The sequence below is a fragment of the Desulfovibrio piger genome (assembly GCF_900116045.1).
Classification (GTDB): Bacteria; Desulfobacterota; Desulfovibrionia; order Desulfovibrionales; family Desulfovibrionaceae; genus Desulfovibrio; species Desulfovibrio piger_A.
The window spans coordinates 956,097-974,005 of record NZ_LT630450.1; the positions used below are offsets into that span (position 1 = coordinate 956,097).

Genomic DNA, 17,909 nt, shown 5'->3' on the forward strand with positions numbered 1-17,909 from the left:
GTGATGCTTGCCGGCTAGTGCGCTTCCATACGCCGGACCTGCCCCGGCTTCGGCTCTTTCATGCCGAGTTCCTCCGCCTTGCGGCGCAGCTCGTACGGGGAAAGAAGACGCTCCCGCTCCACTTCCAGCTTGGCGCGCAGGGCCTTGCGCTCCTGCAGTTTGTTCTGGGCGATATTGATGAAATAGGTGGTATCGATGCGCTCGATATTGCTCCAGACCAGGATCAGGCACATGGTCATGCAGGCCAGCAGCCCCACGGCCAGCAGGAGCAGCCAGCTCCTGGTCTGTACTTTGCCCTGTCCGCGGAACGGCAGCCCGACCGACAGCTTCTTCATGAAACGGCCTCGGCTATTTTCTCCACGGCACGCAGTTTGGCACTGCTGGCACGCGGATTGACGGCCAGCTCTTCCTCGTCGGCCTGTACAGGCTTTTTGTACAGGATCTCGACTTCCGGCACATGGTGGCACACGCACACCGGCACATGCCGGGGGCAGCGGCAGCCCTCGGCCCAGTGGCGCATGGCCTGCTTGACCATGCGGTCCTCCAGGGAATGGAAGGAAATGACCGCCAGACGACCGCCCAGGGACAGGCGGCCCAGGATGGCATCGAGAAAGCGGCGCAGCTCGCCCAGCTCATCGTTGACGGCCATGCGCAGGGCCTGGAAGGTGCGCGTGGCGGGATGGCGGCGGGCCTTGGCGCGCCAGGCGGGCGGGTAGGCCTTCTCCACCAGGGCCGCCAGCTGGGCGGTGGTATCGATGGGGCTTTTCTGGCGGGCATCCACGATGGCCCGGGCGATGCGCCCGGCCTGCGGCTCCTCGCCCAGAGTGGCGATGCATTCCTTGAGACGGTCGAAGTTCTCGCGATTGACCCAGTGCCAGGCCGAGGGGGCGCCGGAATGCTGGTCCATGCGCATGTCCAGGGGCCCGTCCCCGTAAAAGCTGAAACCGCGCTCCGCCTCATCCAGCTGCAGGGAGGAGACGCCGATGTCCAGCAGCACGGCATCGACCCTGTCCCAGCCCAGATCGTCGAGGGCTTCCCCGAACTGGCTGTAGCGGCAATGGTAGGTGTGGACGCGCCCGCCAAAAGGTTCCAGCCGGCGCCGGGCCAGCTCCAGGGCTTCTTCGTCCCTGTCCAGGGCGCAGAGCTCCGCCCGGGGGGCGGCCCGCAACATGGCGCAGCTGTGCCCGGCCATGCCGAGCGTGCCGTCCAGGATGCGCACGGGGCGACCCCTTCCGGCATCCAGCACGGGCTGCAGGGCCGCAAGGGTTTCCTTCATCAGGACAGGGATGTGCAGATCGGCCGCATTTCGTTCCTGTCCCTGCTGCTGCATGGTCATGCTTACCTCTAAAGAGCTATATCAAGATGGCAGGCCGCCACTTCATCGCTGACGTCCTCCACCAGCAGGGCATCGAAACGGGCCTGATCCCAGATCTCGAACTTGTCCGCCATCCCCACCAGCACCACGTCCTTTCCCAGGGCGGCCGCACGCATCAGGGGTTGCGGGATACGTATGCGGCCCTGCGCATCGGGGACCATCCGCTGCGCAAGACCGAGCAGTTTCGTTTTGACGTGGGAAAGCTTCATGGAGGGGAGAGGGACGCTGTTCAGCTTTTCGACGATGGCTTCCCAGTCCGCAGGCATGTAGGCCTTGAGGCCTCCATACAGGCCTATGGTCAGCCAGAAGGAACCGTCTCCGGCGGCCAGCAGGGCATCCCTGTACTCTGGCGGCAGCAGCAGACGGCCTTTGGTATCGAGATTGCGATATGCGCTCTGGATAAACAGATTTGCCACCGGCCCTACCCCTGTCGCCCACTATTTACCACGTTTTCCCACTTATGCCCCACCCCTTCCCCCGCTGTCAAGGGAGCGCGACAGGACGGTGACGGACATGTGATTTTATTTGTGAATCATTTCAACCCCCTGTCCGGGGCCTCCCCCGGGGACAGCGGACGCGCTGAAGGCGCCTTGCGCTTGACAACCTGCTGGAAAGCCCGGATAGTTTCTTCTGGGCATACAGCGCTGTAAAGAAAGTCCGTGTCCCCGCACGGGCATGATCCAAGGAACACCCTATGAGAACCAAGATCGTCGCCACCATCGGCCCGGCTTCCAACTCCAAGGAAAAGCTGCGTCAGCTCGTCGAAGCCGGCGTCAGCGTCTTCCGCCTGAACTTCTCCCACGGTTCGGCCGAGGATTTCGTCCGTATCATCAATGACATCCGTGACGTGGAAAAGGAGCTGGACAAGCCCATCACCATCATGCAGGACCTGTCCGGCCCCAAGATCCGTCTGGGCGTCGTGCAGGAAAAGACCATCCAGGTCACCAAGGGCATGCAGCTGCTGCTGGGCCTTTCCGGCCAGCGCACGGACGAGCTGCCCTTCCTGCCTTTCGACCACCCCGAGATCCTGGAGACCCTGGAGGCCGGCGACCGCATGGTGCTGGCCGACGGCGGCCTGCAGTTCACCGTGCAGCAGAACCGTCCCGACGGCCTGGTGCTGCTGGAGGCCAACAACAGCGGCCTTGTGACCTCGCGCAAGGGCCTGGCCCTGCCCGGCAAGGCCACCAAGGTGCGCGCCCTGACCGAGAAGGACAAGAAGGACCTGAGCGACGGCCTGGCCCTGGGCGTGGACGCCGTGGCCATATCCTATGTGCAGACGGCTGACGATGTGCGCGAGGCAAAACAGCTCATCGCCGCTTCGGGCCGCCGCGTGCCTGTGGTGGTCAAGCTGGAGCGCCAGAGCGCCGTGGACAACCTGGACGAGATCCTGAAAGAGACCGATGTCATCATGGTGGCACGCGGCGACCTGGGCGTGGAATGCCCCCTGCCCCTGCTGCCCGCCCTGCAGAAGCGCATCATCCGCGCCTGCAACGCCATCTCCAAGCCGGTCATCGTGGCCACGCAGATGCTGCTCTCCATGGTCAACAGCCCCGCGCCCACCCGCGCCGAGACCACGGACGTGGCCAACGCCGTGCTGGACGGCGCCGACTGCGTGATGCTTTCCGAAGAGACCGCCATGGGCAACTTCCCGGTGGAGACCGTGCAGTACATGCGCAAGATCACCGACGAGGCCGAAAAGCTGCTGGTCGATGACCGCAAGCTGGAAGAGCCGGCCGCCAACAAGGGCATCCCCGAATTCCTAGCCTACTCCGCCTGCCTGCTGGCCGAAAAGGCCCATGCCAAGGCCATCGTCTCCCACAGCCTCAGCGGCGCGTCGGCCCGCCAGGTCTCCTGCCGCCGTCCTCCCCAGGACATCTACGCCCTGACCCCCGACCCGGTGACCATCAAGGCCCTGAACTTCGTCTGGGGCGTGCACCCCGTGTTCGTCGCCGACCCGGCCAGCGACCCCAGCCACCTGAGCCGCGCCGAGAACTTCATCCACAACAGCCCGGACTTCCTGCCCAATGAATGCGCCGTCATCACCGCCGGCCAGCTCAAGGGCTCCACGGCCACCCCGCGCGGTACCAACCTGGTCAAAATCTACTGGAAATAGGGCCGCTCCGGCGGCATCCCCTGCCCTCTCCAAGGCCGTCCCCAGGACGGCCTTCTTTCTATCAACCAGACGGCAATGCCATTTTAACAGGCCAAAATACCTTGCTTTTTTGCCAAATATCAAGATCATCCAATTTTTTTCATTTTTTTGTTTGACAAGATGGCCTGTTTTGCGTAGGTTTCATTTTCGCGATGGGCTGTCGTTCAATTGGCAGGACGGCGGATTCTGGCTCCGCTAATCAAGGTTCGAGTCCTTGCAGCCCAGCCATCACAACTTCATAGCGCGTCCCCATCGTCTAGCCGGCCCAGGACAACGGCCTTTCACGCCGTCGACAGGGGTTCAAATCCCCTTGGGGACGCCAACAAGAAATCACGCCCTTACGAGAAATCGTAAGGGCTTTTTCATTATGGGGCAAATCTGCCCCACCATCTGCCCCACACATTTTGAAAAAATTTTGCCTCTGTGAGCTGTCACGCAACTTGAGAACGGTGCTCGGTGTTTTTTCGTACCTAGCACGGTAATTGCTAAATTTAAAGAAGCGTGGGAGTGCCGCTTTTACACGGCCCCACGCCTTCCTCATATTGGACGCGGCTCTCGTCGTTCTATGTTTTTTCTGCAAGGCTTGCTGTCAACCGGTTACGGCTGATATCGCGTAAACAACTCTATCCCCACATAGAATAAGATAGCTGCGCTATTGGCAGCAATTTGCGTGTGTATGGACAGTAGAAAGATAAAGGGAACCCACCGGAAAATCCGGTGGTTCTTCATATGTACTTGTAAGGCTTTTTTACCGCTCTATCAGACACATAGTGGTCTGCTCCCTGCACTTCTGCTACTTGCGACCCGTAAACAGGCTACCAGAGTAGGGGGGACTCAGCTGCGTTTCCAGATTTTTTATCCAGTTGTTTTTGTATATAATCACGAATTTTAGCTGCATTCTTGCCTTCCATAATATCTCCCGCCTAGCAGGAGGTTTTCGTTTCATACAAAAAAAGCGGGATTTCTCCCGTCTTTTTCATCGGTCCGACTGGTCCTTTAGTATGGTATAATTGCTGATGGAGACGATCGATTTGCCTCCTTCCCTTCCCAAGCCATCAAGACCCTGTGGCTAGAACAAGTCACCATATTCGTAAACTTCTGGCTTCATTCAGAGGTGACCATAACAGCGGCAAATACTTTCCACTTCATCAGACAGACCTTAAGGAAACAGCGGGGAGAGAAGATGAATCATACGCCAAGCTGATAGAAGCTAAAAAGCGTGAACAGGGCAACTTTCCATTTTTGTGGGTCTCTGTGCCCGCAATTCATGCCTTCCTGACTTTAGTCCCATGTAATGTACCGTCCCTGCTACCGACATGACCACTCCCCAGCCAGGACACCGAACATCCTGTAAAAATCAATATCTAGTATTTTCAGCCAGATGCGCCTTTATAAATTTGCTCATCCTATATAAACAGGCGTAGGACACAGCGCTATGCTGCCTGGGGCATACCCGCCCCTGTCGGGGCTCCGCCACGCTTGTTACTAAACTGGCACAGAAAAAAGGGGAATCCTCTTCCTGCTTCAACCCACTCAAATGGAGCTGACGCCCATAGCGGCAGTATGCCGTCAAACCATGGTCTGTCACTCCTTTTACCAATCAAGGGGCACTCTATGGCATACCGTTCGCTCTTTGCCGCTGCAAATACACCATCACCATCCATCTGTAAGCGAAAAAACTGTACAGGACATGCAGCAGGCATACAGAGGCTGGAGGATATGATCCTGTCGCTTTATCTCCCTTATATCCGCCTGCGCAAGCGCAGCTGGCAAGTCGATGAGCGAATACTTCGACAACATATCCTGCCAACCTTTGCCCGGCATCTGCTGCAAGATATCTCGCGCAATGACGTCGAAATCTGGTTGGGCTTGCTGGCTGCCAAGGGGCTTGCCCCAGCCACCTGCAACCGCATCTTGAGCGTTTTCAAGAGCGTCTGTTCACTGGCGGTCATCTGGGGAGTGCTGCCTGTTTCACCGTGCATGGGCATCGCTCCGTTCCCGACCCGGCAACTGCGGGAGCGATACCTGACGCAGCATGAGGCACGGCGGCTTTTGCAGGCCCTGCACGGCTCCCCGCGCCTAGAGGCCAAGGCCCTGCAGCTTCTGCTGCTGACCGGCGCACGCAAGAGCGAAATCCTCAAGGCCCGCTGGGAGCATATCCACCTGGAGAAACATCTGCTGACGGTGCCCCTTTCCAAGTCGAACCGCCCACGCCATATTGTCCTTTCCGACGAGGCCGTAGCAATCATCCGTCTTTTGCCACGCCGCCCCGACTGCCCCTGGCTCTTTCCCGGGCGCACAGCGGGCAGACCGCTCTCCGACATCTATTTGTTCTGGAACCACTTGCGCCGACAGCTGAATCTTGCCGATGTGCGCATTCATGACCTGCGCCATACCTTTGCCAGCATCCTGGTCAATGCGGGCCACTCGCTCTATGAGGTACAGCGGCTACTGGGCCACCGTGATCCGCGCACGACCATGCGCTATGCCCATCTTGGGCATGATTCCCTGCTGGCAGCTGCGGGTACGGTCAGCATATTCCTCGGAAATACATCTATTGCAACTGCTTCGCGCCCCAGAAAAAGGTTGCCCGTGGGAACGAACCTCCCCTCCTCCGACCATGCGCTGTTGAAGACATCAGAGCCTCCATGTCACCGGTCAGCCCTGCTCTCATCGCCATCTCTTCTGTCAAGACGAAAAAAAATTGTTGCACCGGGAAAATGCCCAAAAAGGTTACGTACTCGTCAATCCCTACTTCAGAGATAATCCCGAAAAAAATCAGCATATTACCAACAGGCGCACTGTCGGTGACTTCCAAAACTCGTCTAAAAGTTTGTGAAAAAGTGACATTTTATCTCGCTAGGATATAAAAATAAATTTTTCTATAAAACACCTTACACCAGAGTTGCATCCAAAGATTATCTAGGGTATCTGTTTCTCCAACAATCACCGACAGTGCGCCTGTTGGTAACCTTATGGAACAGCTATTTATGAATTCGCCTCGACATCTCACTGCAATTGCAATCATAGGCATGGCCTTCCGTTTTCCCGGCGGCGCGAACGACGAAGACAGCATGTGGCGCATGCTTAACGAGGGCAAGCACGGTATCTCCCGTATCCCGGAAGACCGCTGGCCCGTAGAAGAGTTGCAGCATCCCAAGCGCAGCGAACCGGGACGGAGCGTCACGTTCGCTGCGGGTGTCCTATCTCAGATAGATCAGTTTGATGCCGTTTTTTTCGGCATCTCGCCCCGCGAAGCTGCCTGGCTTGATCCGCAGCAGCGGTTATTGCTGGAAATGTCCTATGAGGCCATGGAGGATGCCGGGGTAAAGTCGACCTCTCTGGCCGGAAGCCGGTGCGGTGTCTATATCGGCATCTCCGGGATGGATTATGGCCAGCATGCCCTGGATGATCTGGCCAGCATGACGGCGTATTCCATGACCGGGAATACCCTCAGTATCGCAGCCAACCGTCTTTCCTATGTTTTTGACCTGCATGGCCCATCCATGGCGGTGGATACCGCCTGCTCTTCCTCGCTGGTCGCCCTGCACCAGGCCTGCCAGGCCTTGCGCCATGGAGAGATACCCATGGCACTGGCTGGCGGGATAAGCCTGCTCATGCATCCATACTCCTTTATCGGTTTCAGCCATGCGTCCATGTTGTCAGCCAGCGGACAGTGCCGTCCCTTCGATGCGACCGCTAACGGTTATGTGCGCGGTGAAGGCGGGGCCGTGCTTCTGCTCAAACCGCTTCTCCAGGCACAAAAAGACGGGGACACCATCCATGCGGTCATCCTGGCCAGCGGTGTCAACGCGGACGGCTCCCGCAAATCCGGCCTGACCATCCCAAGTGTAACGGCCCAGGCGGAACTGATGAGCGATGTCCTTACCCGGAGCGGACTGGCCCCGGATGATGTGGACTTTATTGAGGCACACGGCACGGGAACTCCCGCAGGCGATCCAGTGGAAGCCGCCTCCATCGGTGGTGTCTATGGCAGGGGAAGGAAGCACCCCATCCCTATCAGCTCCGCAAAGGCGAATTTCGGTCATCTGGAGCCGGCATCCGGCATGGCTGGGTTGATCAAGGCCATATTGTCCCTGAAACAGGCAGCTCTACCGCCCATGCCGCTGGATTTTACTCCCAATCCCCATATCGATTTTCAAAAATTGAATATTGTCTGTGCCGCTGCAGGCATGCCGCTGCGTGAGGCGGACGTGCATACCGCAGGCGTAAATTCCTTTGGCTTCGGCGGCGTCAATGCCCATCTCATCGTGCAGACACTGAAACAGCCTGTCGCCGAAAGAATCCAGGCCGCCCAAAGCCTTCCTCCCCTGCTGTTGAGCGCACGTTCTGACGCCGCCCTGCGCGATCTTGCCGCGTCCTACGCCGACTATTGGGAAAGCGCAGAGCCGTCGTACTACGAGATGACCTACACTGCGGCCTTCCACCGTGAACACTGGGAAAAACGGCTTGCCCTTTCGACAGAGAGCCTTGCGGATGTCGCTCCGGCCCTGCGCGCCTTTGCCAAGGGCGAACATCCTTCCTCCATCGTCATGGAAAGTGCTCCAGCTGAGCAAAGCGGCATCGTTTTCGTTTACACGGGCAATGGCTCTCAATGGGAAGGCATGGGCCGCAATCTCTATGTCGAGTCTGCCACTTTTCGTGCTGTCGTGGATGAACTGGACCAGCAGCTGGCACCCTTGACAGGCTCTTCGCTTGTCCACGAACTTTTACACGGCGAAACGGGTTATCTGGCTGACACGACGGTCAGCCAGCCGCTGCTTTTTGCTCTGCAGCTTGGCATTACCAGGATCCTGCACGAGCAGGGAATCAGACCGCAGGCTGTCACAGGGCACAGCGTGGGGGAAATTGCCGCTGCATGGGCTGCCGGAGCTCTGTCCACAGAACAGGCGGTACAGATCATTTACGCGCGCAGCTGTACCCAGGGCAAGACCAGGGGTATGGGACGCATGGCCGCGGCAGCAGTGCCTGCCCAAAACGCCATCGAGATCATACAACAGCTTGGTCTGGACGGGGACCTAGAAGTCGCGGGGATCAATTCTCCTGGCAACATCACCCTCTCCGGCAGCAGTGAGGCCTTGGCCTATTTCGGCGAGCAGATGCAGCAAAAGGGCATCTTTTTCCGTCCGCTGGCCCTGGAGTATGCATTCCACAGTCGGTACATGGAGTCCATCCGGCAAGCTCTTGCCCACAAGCTCCATGGACTTGAGCCGTCCTGGGACACGGATATCCTCTTCGTCTCTACCGTCAGCGGAGGACCACAGAGGGGCAGCGGCCTTGACAAGGAGTACTGGTGGCGAAATGTCCGCCAGCCTGTAAACTTCGCCGCCGCCGTCCAGGAGCTGGGCCGGCTTGGATTCCGTATTTTCGTCGAAATCGGCCCCCATGCCATCCTGCAGCGTTACATCCGGGAGAATCTGACGGCTGTCGGCGTTAAAGGGCGTATACTCTCCAGTCTGTCCCGCGAGGACGACCACAGGTCCCGCCTGGTGCATCTGGCTGCCCGTCTCCATCTTTTGGGTGGGCAGACCGATTTGCGCTCCCTCTTCCCCCACGTTACAAAACGGATTCGCCTGCCGCACTACCCCTGGCAAAAACAGCGCTGCTGGTATACCCATACCAGCGAATGCCGGTCGGTCCAGAAGCGTCAGCATCCCCTGCTGGGCTGGTCCCTGGACGCCGCGAGTCCTTCCTGGGAGAATATCCTTGATCCTGCCAAGGATACCTGGCTGGCAGATCACAATGTCGGTGGGACCGTTGTTTTCCCTGGAGCCGGATATGTGGAAATCGCCCTGGCGGCGGCACGTTTGGGACTGGGAAAGGAACAGGTCAGCCTTGAATTTCTTGATATCACGACGCCCCTTGTTTTCGAGAACGGTCATGCACAGTGCGTGCGCTGCAGCCTGAATCCCGAAGATGGCTGTATCCGCATCAGCAGCCGTCCCCGCCTGAGCAGCGGGGAATGGACAGAACATGCACGGGCGCGGGCCATTGCGATACCGGGAAGCACACAGCCTGCCGATATGGACCAGCTGCCTCCCGCCGCACGAACCATGGCAGGACAGGAGCTGTACGCCCTGACCGCAAAGCTGGGCCTGAACTATGGCCCGGGTTTCCGCGTCGTGGATCATTTGCGCATGACGGAAAACAGTTTTGAGGCCAGCCTTATTCCTTTGCCGGAGAACGAACAGTACCTCCTGCCTCCGGCCGTACTAGATGCCTGCTTCCATTCGCTGGCAGGAGTCTACGCCGCACAATATACTGATGCGCCCCTCGCCTTTCTCCCCATAGGCACAGGTCGAATCACACTCTATGCCTCCAGACCTGTCTGCCGGATTTTCGGCCGCGCACGCCGCTGCGGCCGTCGTTCTCTGTCAGCGGATTTCCTGCTGCTGGACGATAAGGCACAGCTTGTCGCCCAGGCGCATCACTGTCGTTTTCGTGCTGTCCCCTTGGTCCGGGCAGGTCAGGAACATGTGGATGCTTGGACCGTTATCCCCTGGCTCGCCCCGCAGTCCGACGTTGTTCCCGCCCCCGTACCGGCCCTTGACGAGCTTGGTGCCGTCGCCGCAGAAGCCGTGTCCTCTTCCGCCTCGCAGCGTGAAATCTGGTTCATGCAGATTCTGCCGCTTATGGAAGCCATGGTGCTCTCGGCCGCGGCACAGGCCCTGAAAAATCTACCGGATGACTGGTACCGCCAAAGTTCGTACGCACGCTGGCTGCATGGACTGCTCGTCCATGAAGGACTCTGCCCCCAGACTGACGGGAGTGAGGCCTGCCCTCCGACTTCCGAGCCCGGCCTGCCTTCGTTCCGGGAGTTGTGGTCTGAGGCCTTCCGTCTCGCGCCGCAATGTCTGCCGGCCCTCCTGCCGCTAGGGCGAGTATGCCGTCATCTGGACGACGTGCTTCGCGGCGACCTGGATGGACGCTCACTGCTGGAGCAGATACGCAATGCCGCAGTCACCCGGGAGAGTCGCCATCAAGATCCCGCGCTCCAAGGCATCGACATGGCAATCACGGCTATCATCCGGCATCTGGCACAGCACTGGCCTGAGCACAGGATACTGCGTATCCTTGAAGTGAATATGGCTCCCGGTCTGCTGGTGGATATCCTGGATTCGCTGCGGCCGAAGGATCATTTTACCTGTACGCTGGCTATCGCGGACGCAGACGCACTGACGCAGGCCAAAGGGCACTATGGACAGCACCCTGCGGTCAGAATTGTTGCGGCCGACAGTGCACAATGGGATTTTGCGGCGAACAGCTTTGATGTCGTCCTGTTCCGGCATACCCTTCATAGCTTCCCTGACTACGATGCCATACTGCAGCGGGTACGTGATCTGCTGGCTCCCGGCGGCCTGTTGCTGGTGGCGGAACGATACCCTGACTGGAGCACGGATCTAGTGGCAGGTCTGGATCCGTCCTGGTGGCATACCGGCAGGAGCGACGGCCAGCCGATCTCCTCATTGGCGGGGCCGGAGTCCTGGAAAGCTATCCTGGAAGACCACGGCGTCGCCTGCTGTCGTGTCTTCCGGGAGCCCGCAGCGGATACTCTGGATGAGGGAGCCTTCCTGCTCCTTGCATCCACTCTTGCAGACATGGTCACGGTGGATGCACATGGATATTCCCCTGCATCGTGGACTTTTGTGACGGACGCCGCATCGACCGCTCTGGCTACAGAGCTGTGTCAGCGTCTTGCGGCGCACGGCCAGCAGGTCGCCTGCGTCTGTGATGCGGACGCGGACATTGATATCCCGGCACAGACAGACCACGTTGTCTTCATGCTCGGCCATGACGCGACCACACACACGGTGACAGATATCCTCGATCATCTACGGCGCTGTGCCAGCGCCTGTATGACCAGCGAAACGTGTCCGCCCAGGTTGTGGATCATCACCCGCGGCGGCTCACTGGCCACCCGACTGCCGGACGGCCATCCTTCGAATCCTGCCCAGTGTGCCGTTGCCGGCCTGGGGCGCGTCATCATGCAGGAATACGGGGGGCTGCACTGCACGCTTGTGGATATCCCTGAAGCAGATCGCTGTCCTGATATCAGCGAGCGCCTTGAGATGGAGTTCCTTGCTGCCGGAGAAGATGACGAAGTGTTGCTGACTCCCAAGGCCCGTTATGTGCTCAGGGTCAACAGCGGGGATCATCATAGCGGCCCCGCCGCAGCGGCACAGCGCTGCCGTCTGGATTTTACCGTACCGGGCAGGCTGAACAATCTGTGCTGGCAGACGGATGCGGCTCATACCCTCGCTGCCGGTCAGGTCGAAGCTCGCGTCATGGCAGTGGGGCTCAACTTCCGTGACGTCATGCTCACCATGGGCCTGCTGACCGATGATGCTGTGGAAAACGGTTTTGCCGGTCCTTATCTCGGTCTTGAATTTGCCGGTGTCATTACCCGGGTGGGTAAAAACGTCGACGACCTGCGTATCGGCGATCGAGTGACAGGTTTTGCCTCCAACTGTTTTGCAAGCCATGTGACCACTCCTGCACATGCCGTGACAGCTGTCCCCGCGGACTGGTCATTCGAAACGGCTGCTACCATTCCGACGGTCTTCTTTACCGCCTGGTACGCGCTCAAGCATCTGGCGCGGCTCCAGCCCGGTGAAAGCATCCTCATTCATGGCGCGGCCGGAGGCGTAGGCATAGCGGCCATCCAGATTGCGCGCTTTTTGGGCGCGACGATTTTCGCCACAGCAGGCAGCGATGAAAAACGTGATTTCCTGCGGCTCATGGACGTGGACCATATTTTCGACTCCCGCAGCCTTTCCTTTGCCGAAGACGTACGGACCGCTACTGACGGCAGGGGCGTAGATGTCGTACTCAATTCGCTGGCCGGTGAGGCCATGCGCAGGAGTATCGGCCTGCTCAAGCCCTTCGGTCGTTTCCTGGAGCTGGGGAAACGGGATTTTGTGGAGAATACCGGAATCGGTCTGCGGCCGTTCAAGGAAAATATCAGTTATTTCGCTATCGATGTTGACCAGCTGCTCACAGCGCAGCCCAGGATCGCAGCACAGCTTTTCCAGGAGGTCATGCGCCTGCTGCATGCGGGGAATTTGGTTCCGCTGCCTTGCCGATCGTTCCCGGCGGATCAGGCGGTCGCCGCTTTCCGCGCCATGCAACAAGCCCAGCATATCGGCAAGATCGTCGTCAATCTGGAAGATCTGCCTTCGCTCCATGCCCAATCAACCGGCGCAGTGGCGTTGGATACCAGCCGTACCTGGCTGGTGACGGGCGGCCTTGGCGGCTTTGGCCTGGCGACAGCGCGTCACTTGGCGCAACACGGCATAAAAAATCTGGTACTGGTGAGCCGCCGCGGCAGTACTACACCAGGAGCCGAAACGATCCTGCAGGAATTCCGCGCGCAGGGAGTCACGGTGCTGGCGGAAGCCTGCGACGTGACGGACCTTTCCGCAGTACGTGCCCTGATAGAGCAAGTGACGGCAATCATGCCCCCTCTGGGCGGGATCATTCACGCAGCTGCGGTGTTTGACGACAAGCTGCTGGCAAACATGGATAAGGAAAGCTTGGCGAAGGTTGTCGGTCCCAAATTGCGCGGTGCCTGGAACCTGCATGAAGCCACATGCGACATACCCCTGACGCATTTCATCCTGTATTCTTCCATCAGCGTGACGCTGGGGAACCCTGGCCAGGCGAACTATGTTGCTGCCAATGCCGGGCTTGAGGGTTTGACACGCCTGCGCCTTGCCATGGGGCTGCCCGCACTCTGTCTCGCCTGGGGCCCTGTAGGCGATGTGGGGTATCTCACACGACATGAGGACGTGAAAAAAAGCCTGACGCAACACATTGGGAAGGCTCCGCTGACGACCTCCGAAGCCATGCGCGAGCTGGATGCCGTCCTGAACGAGCAGGGGCTGCATATCCTGGCCAATGTGGACTGGCCAACAGTCATGCGCATGTTCCCGGGGAGAAGCCCCCGTTTTGCCTTTGTAGGCCATGGCGAGAGCCGGGCAGACTTTCAGGAAACTCCGGGCAATATCCAGCAGCTCCTGGCTGGAAAATCCCCCGCGGAAGTGCTGGATATCGTCCGCAGTCTCATTATCGATGAGGTCGCGCAGGTACTGGGTCTTGCCGCAGAGCAGGTCGCCACGGATCGCGGGATGCAGTCCTTGGGACTGGATTCGCTCATGGCAGTTGAACTTGCCGTCGGTCTTGAACAGCGTACCGGAGTGCGCTTGCCTACCATGATGCTTCAGGACTCTCCCACGGTGGAACAGATAGCCGAACGCATCGTTGCCCGTCTGACAGGAAGTGTCGAAGAGAACATCAGCGAAGATGCCCTGCTCGCTGATCTGGCGCGCCGACATGCCGTCGATCTCAGTGAAAGTGAAGCCGCCAGCATCCTGAACGATGCGCCTTCCGGGGAGCAGCACAAGTCATGAGCTCTTCCCTCAAACTCATCAGCAGCATCCTGCAACGCAAAGAGCACCACAACTGCGGGGACTCTCCCCTGCAGCGCCCTCATGGCGATGCATGCCCACCGGTGGATCCGGCCCTGACCAGTTTTGCCAATCATCCCGCCCTGGTGGAGTTGCGCATGCTCACTGCGGCTGCGCAGCGCTTCGGCATCGGCAATCCTTTCTTCAAGGTACACGAAGGCCGCGGAGGCTCTGTGACCAGCATCGAGGGTAAAGAATACCTGAACTTTTCCCACTACAACTATCTGGGCCTCAACGGTCATCCAGAAGTGAACGCGGCCGCCGCGGCAGCCATTGAGCGCTATGGCACATCCGTAGGTGCCAGTCGCCTAGTCGCAGGCGAACGCCCCATACAACGGGAACTGGAAAAGGAGCTTGCCGCCATCTACGGCGTGGACGATTGCGTCGTTTTTGTCAGTGGTCACGCTACCAATGTCAATACTATCGGCACGCTGTTTGAACCTGGGGACCTCATCCTGCATGACAGCCTGATTCATAACAGTGTGCTGGAGGGGATCAAACTGTCCGGCGCCACCCGCCGCTCCTTCCCCCATAACGACCTGAAGGCGCTCGAAGCGCTCCTTGCCTCCTTGCGCAGCCAGTACAGGCGGGTCCTGATTGTGGCTGAAGGCCTGTATAGCATGGATGGAGATTTGCCCGACCTGCCCGTGCTTGTGGACATCAAGCAGCGCTATGGGGCTTTGCTCATGGTGGACGAGGCCCATGCGCTAGGCGTTCTCGGTCCGACGGGACGCGGCAGCGCGGAATATCACAGACTTTCCGGCAACGATGTGGACATCTGGATGGGCACGTTGAGCAAGACCCTTGCGGGCTGCGGCGGCTATATTGCCGCCTCCCGGGACGTGGTCGATATCCTGAAAAGTTCCGCGCCCGGTTTTGTCTACAGCGTCGGCATCGCCCCGCCACTGGCGGCTGCCTCCCTGGCAGCCCTGCGGATCATGCTGCGGGAACCTGAACGTGTTCGCCGCTTAGGGGAACGCGGCGCGCTTTTTCTGGATCTGGCCCGTAAAGCCGGCCTCAACATAGGCAATGCTCAAGGTTATGCCGTCATCCCCATCATCCTGGGCAGCTCTCGCAAGGCCATCACTCTGTCCAATCAGCTTTTTGCAGAGGGCATCAATGTACAGCCCATCATCCATCCTGCGGTAGAGGAAAAAGCGGCACGCTTGCGCTTTTTCGTGTCTGCCCTGCACAGTGCGTGCGACATCGAACAGGTCTGCCGCTTGTTGGTGCGTATGGTCCACTAAAAGGAACTCTCTGATGTCCTCCAAATATCCCATGATCTCCGGACTGATTTGCTGCCTGCTGGCCATGGTGCTCAGTGGTTGTGCGATCATGCCCAACTCCGGTGCCAGCCGTATACAGGTACAGCATGCGTCGTCCTCCAGAAGTCTGGAAGGGATCCAGATAAAGCAAGTCGATGACATGCTCGTGCGCAAACTGAGCGCCGAAAAAAATTCCAAAGCCTTTTCGGATGTCTTTGGTGATGCCAAGCCCCGGGAATATCTCATCGGCCCCGGTGATACCATCGTCATCAGCGTGTGGGAAACGCCGCCCAGTATTTTGTTTGGCAGCAATGCCCTGACAGCTTCCCAGACAGGCACGCTGAGCACCAGTGCCGAGGCTCTGCCGCCCCAGATGGTCATGGACGACGGTACAGTGAACATTCCTTTTGCCGGACGCATCAAGGTCGCCGGCCGTTCCGTACGGGCCGTGGAAAAAGAGATCACAAGCCGTCTGCAAGGCAAGGCAAACAACCCGCAAATCATGGTACGCGTGTCCGGCAGCCCCACATCCCAGGTGGCCATTATCGGCGATGTGGCTAAGAGTGCCAACATGCCCCTGACCCCCAAGGGAGAACGCCTGCTGGATGCTCTGGCCAGTGTAGGCGGCGTGACCCAGCCTGTCACCAAGGTCTCCTTGCAGCTGACGCGTGCGGGAGTCTCGGCCACCATGCCTCTGGATACCATCGTCCACGAGCCCAAACAGAACATCCCCCTGCAACCGGGTGACGTCCTCACGGCTCTGTATCAGCCCTGGACCATTTCCGTGCTGGGGGCCACAGGACGCAACCAGGAGGTCCCCTTTGAGGCCCGGGGCATCTCCCTGGCCCAAGCCCTGGCCAGGTCCGGTGGCCTCAATGACAATCGTGCCGATCCCGGCGGGGTCTTCATTTTCCGTTTTGAAGACGCATCCCTGGTGGAGGGCACGCCCGCCGTCAACGGAAAAATCCCGGTCGTTTATCAGGTCAATTTCAACGATCCCGGAGCGTTTTTCGTCACACAAAACTTCCCCATGCAGGACAAGGACGTGCTCTATGTCGCCAACATGCCTTCCGCAGAGATCGAGAAATTCCTGCGCATGGTGGGCATGGTGCTGACGCCGACCCTCAATCTGGGACGTTACCAGCTACAGGTTGCGGAATAGGATGAACGGCCCTTTCACCAATACCGTCACGGTCTGGCAGGCGCTCTTTTTGCGTGAAGCCCTGGACCGCTTTTTCGGCAGCCGTGCGGCCTGGAGCTGGCTTATCATAGAACCGGCCATGCACATCGGCTTCATGAGTGCTGTCTGGGGGATGATGCGCAGGAACAGCATGGGAGGCATCGACGTTTCCATGTGGATCATCCTGGGCATGCTGTCGTTCTTTCTGTTCCGCCGCACTGCCGTGCAGACCCTGCATGCCCTGGACTGCAACAAGGCTTTTTTCGCCTTCCGGCAGGTGCGTCCTTTTGATGTCGCTCTGATGCGGGCCAGTGTGGAAGCCTTTTCCATGTTTTTTATCTCCCTGTTCATCCTCGGGGCGGCGGCCCTGATGGGGCTTGATGTCCTGCCGGACGATCCGCTTACCGCTCTGCTGGCTCTGGCCGGTCTGTGGTTGTTCGGCCTGGGCTACGGACTGGTGACCTCGGTATGCATGCGCCTGGTCCCGGATTCCGGGCATATTTTCCAGATATTGATGATGCCCCTGTACCTCATTTCCGGCGTCATTGTCCCTGTATCCTTTATACCGATGCCCTATCGTGACTGGCTACTCTGGAATCCGCTGGTGCATGGGCTGGAGATGGTACGGCTTGGCTTTTTCAAAAACTACCACACGCTGGATGTCAGCTTCGGCTATCTGTACGGCTGGGTCCTGATCAGCATCGCTCTGGGGCTGACGCTGTATCGCGCACTTGAGACACGGCTGGTGACGCAATGATCACAATAGAGAACGTACACAAACGCTATACCACGCGACGTGGCGTGGGCGACTGGGTATTGCGCGGGGTGAATATGGTCATCCCCACAGGGCGCAGTGTCGGATTGGTGGGCGTCAACGGCGCTGGCAAATCGACGTTGCTGCGCATCATCGGCGGAGCCGACTACCCTACCCGGGGGCGGGTGCGCCGTTACTGTCGTGTTTCCTGGCCCATGGCCAACGGTGGTCTGGAGGGCACGCTCACCGGCCGCCAGAACGCCAAATTCGTCTGCCGCATCCACGGCTTCCAGAACGAACTGCCAGAACGCATCGCGCGTATCGAGGAATTCGCCGAACTGGGCAAGGCATTTGACGAGCCCATACAGACCTATTCCTCCGGCATGCGGTCCCGCTTGCAGTTCGCGCTTTCCCTGGCTTTTGACTTCGATGTGTACATCTCTGACGAAGTCACGGCCGCCGGTGATGCGGCCTTCCGCAAAAAAGCCCAGCAGGCCTTTCAAAACCTGGCGCACAAGGCCAGCATTATCATGGTGGCTCATAATGACGCTACCCTGAGAGCCTTCTGCGAATCCGGCATCCTGCTCAAGGACGGCAAGGCCACCTGGTTCGACAAACTGGAGGATGCCCTCCTCGCCTATAAGGAGAGCTATTGATTATGACTGGTGGTACCGACCTGATTTCTCTCCCGGATGC

10 protein-coding genes and 2 tRNA genes are annotated in these 17,909 nt (G+C 59.0%); 9 read left to right on the plus strand and 3 right to left on the minus strand.

The features are described 5' to 3' along the window. Nucleotides 1-14: 14 nt before the first annotated feature. Genes DESPIGER_RS04575 through DESPIGER_RS04585 form a run of 3 tightly spaced genes read right to left on the minus strand, consistent with a single transcriptional unit; the run spans nucleotide 15 to nucleotide 1,791 of the window. A complete protein-coding gene (locus DESPIGER_RS04575; RefSeq protein WP_072333652.1) occupies nucleotides 15-335 on the minus strand; it encodes a hypothetical protein in 321 nt (106 codons plus the stop codon). Beyond that, nucleotides 332-1,336 (minus strand): 16S rRNA (cytosine(1402)-N(4))-methyltransferase RsmH, encoded by a 1,005-nt coding sequence (gene rsmH, locus DESPIGER_RS04580; protein ID WP_083575299.1) that lies wholly within the window; start codon nucleotides 1,334-1,336, stop codon nucleotides 332-334. Before rsmH ends, DESPIGER_RS04575 begins: the two co-directional genes overlap by 4 nt. A gap of 8 nt (nucleotides 1,337-1,344) precedes the next feature. Continuing rightward, entirely contained in the window at nucleotides 1,345-1,791 is a 447-nt protein-coding gene (locus DESPIGER_RS04585; RefSeq protein WP_083575300.1) for a division/cell wall cluster transcriptional repressor MraZ, read from the minus strand. A 278-nt stretch (nucleotides 1,792-2,069) separates the two neighbouring features. Here DESPIGER_RS04585 and pyk point away from each other — a divergent pair, with 278 nt between their 5' ends. The 9 genes from pyk to DESPIGER_RS04630 all read left to right on the plus strand — a co-directional run bounded on the left by pyk (nucleotide 2,070) and on the right by DESPIGER_RS04630 (nucleotide 17,869). Then, nucleotides 2,070-3,488, plus strand: coding sequence for a pyruvate kinase (gene pyk / locus DESPIGER_RS04590; RefSeq protein ID WP_072333656.1), 1,419 nt, complete (start codon nucleotides 2,070-2,072; stop codon nucleotides 3,486-3,488). 192 nt (nucleotides 3,489-3,680) lie between these two features. Further along, nucleotides 3,681-3,755: transfer RNA gene (locus DESPIGER_RS04595), tRNA-Gln, on the plus strand. A 17-nt stretch (nucleotides 3,756-3,772) separates the two neighbouring features. Next, nucleotides 3,773-3,849, plus strand: a tRNA-Glu gene (locus DESPIGER_RS04600). Between the two features lie 1,292 nt (nucleotides 3,850-5,141). After that, entirely contained in the window at nucleotides 5,142-6,293 is a 1,152-nt protein-coding gene (locus tag DESPIGER_RS04605; protein ID WP_083575301.1) for a tyrosine-type recombinase/integrase, read from the plus strand. Nucleotides 6,294-6,502: 209 nt separating this feature from the next. Further along, the gene (locus DESPIGER_RS04610) at nucleotides 6,503-13,957 is read left to right on the plus strand and encodes a type I polyketide synthase (RefSeq protein ID WP_083575302.1); all 7,455 of its coding nucleotides are present in this window, start codon (nucleotides 6,503-6,505) and stop codon (nucleotides 13,955-13,957) included. Beyond that, nucleotides 13,954-15,261, plus strand: coding sequence for an aminotransferase class I/II-fold pyridoxal phosphate-dependent enzyme (locus DESPIGER_RS04615; protein WP_072333662.1), 1,308 nt, complete (start codon nucleotides 13,954-13,956; stop codon nucleotides 15,259-15,261). Before DESPIGER_RS04610 ends, DESPIGER_RS04615 begins: the two co-directional genes overlap by 4 nt. 13 nt (nucleotides 15,262-15,274) lie before the next feature. Continuing rightward, a complete protein-coding gene (locus tag DESPIGER_RS04620) occupies nucleotides 15,275-16,441 on the plus strand; it encodes a polysaccharide biosynthesis/export family protein (RefSeq protein ID WP_072333664.1) in 1,167 nt (388 codons plus the stop codon). A 1-nt stretch (nucleotide 16,442) separates the two neighbouring features. Next, nucleotides 16,443-17,216: an ABC transporter permease gene (locus DESPIGER_RS04625; protein WP_072333667.1), complete on the plus strand. Its 774-nt coding sequence runs from the start codon at nucleotides 16,443-16,445 to the stop codon at nucleotides 17,214-17,216. Continuing rightward, nucleotides 17,213-17,869, plus strand: coding sequence for an ABC transporter ATP-binding protein (locus tag DESPIGER_RS04630; protein ID WP_072333670.1), 657 nt, complete (start codon nucleotides 17,213-17,215; stop codon nucleotides 17,867-17,869). Before DESPIGER_RS04625 ends, DESPIGER_RS04630 begins: the two co-directional genes overlap by 4 nt. Nucleotides 17,870-17,909 lie beyond the last annotated feature (40 nt).

Coding starts and splice junctions, on each gene's coding strand:
- DESPIGER_RS04575 (WP_072333652.1), bottom strand. CDS start 335: ATGAAGAAGCTGTCGGTCGGGCTGCCGTTCCGCGGACAGGGCAAAGTA.
- rsmH (WP_083575299.1), bottom strand. CDS start 1,336: ATGACCATGCAGCAGCAGGGACAGGAACGAAATGCGGCCGATCTGCAC.
- pyk (WP_072333656.1), top strand. CDS start 2,070: ATGAGAACCAAGATCGTCGCCACCATCGGCCCGGCTTCCAACTCCAAG.
- DESPIGER_RS04605 (WP_083575301.1), top strand. CDS start 5,142: ATGGCATACCGTTCGCTCTTTGCCGCTGCAAATACACCATCACCATCC.
- DESPIGER_RS04610 (WP_083575302.1), top strand. CDS start 6,503: ATGGAACAGCTATTTATGAATTCGCCTCGACATCTCACTGCAATTGCA.
- DESPIGER_RS04615 (WP_072333662.1), top strand. CDS start 13,954: ATGAGCTCTTCCCTCAAACTCATCAGCAGCATCCTGCAACGCAAAGAG.
- DESPIGER_RS04620 (WP_072333664.1), top strand. CDS start 15,275: ATGTCCTCCAAATATCCCATGATCTCCGGACTGATTTGCTGCCTGCTG.
- DESPIGER_RS04625 (WP_072333667.1), top strand. CDS start 16,443: ATGAACGGCCCTTTCACCAATACCGTCACGGTCTGGCAGGCGCTCTTT.
- DESPIGER_RS04630 (WP_072333670.1), top strand. CDS start 17,213: ATGATCACAATAGAGAACGTACACAAACGCTATACCACGCGACGTGGC.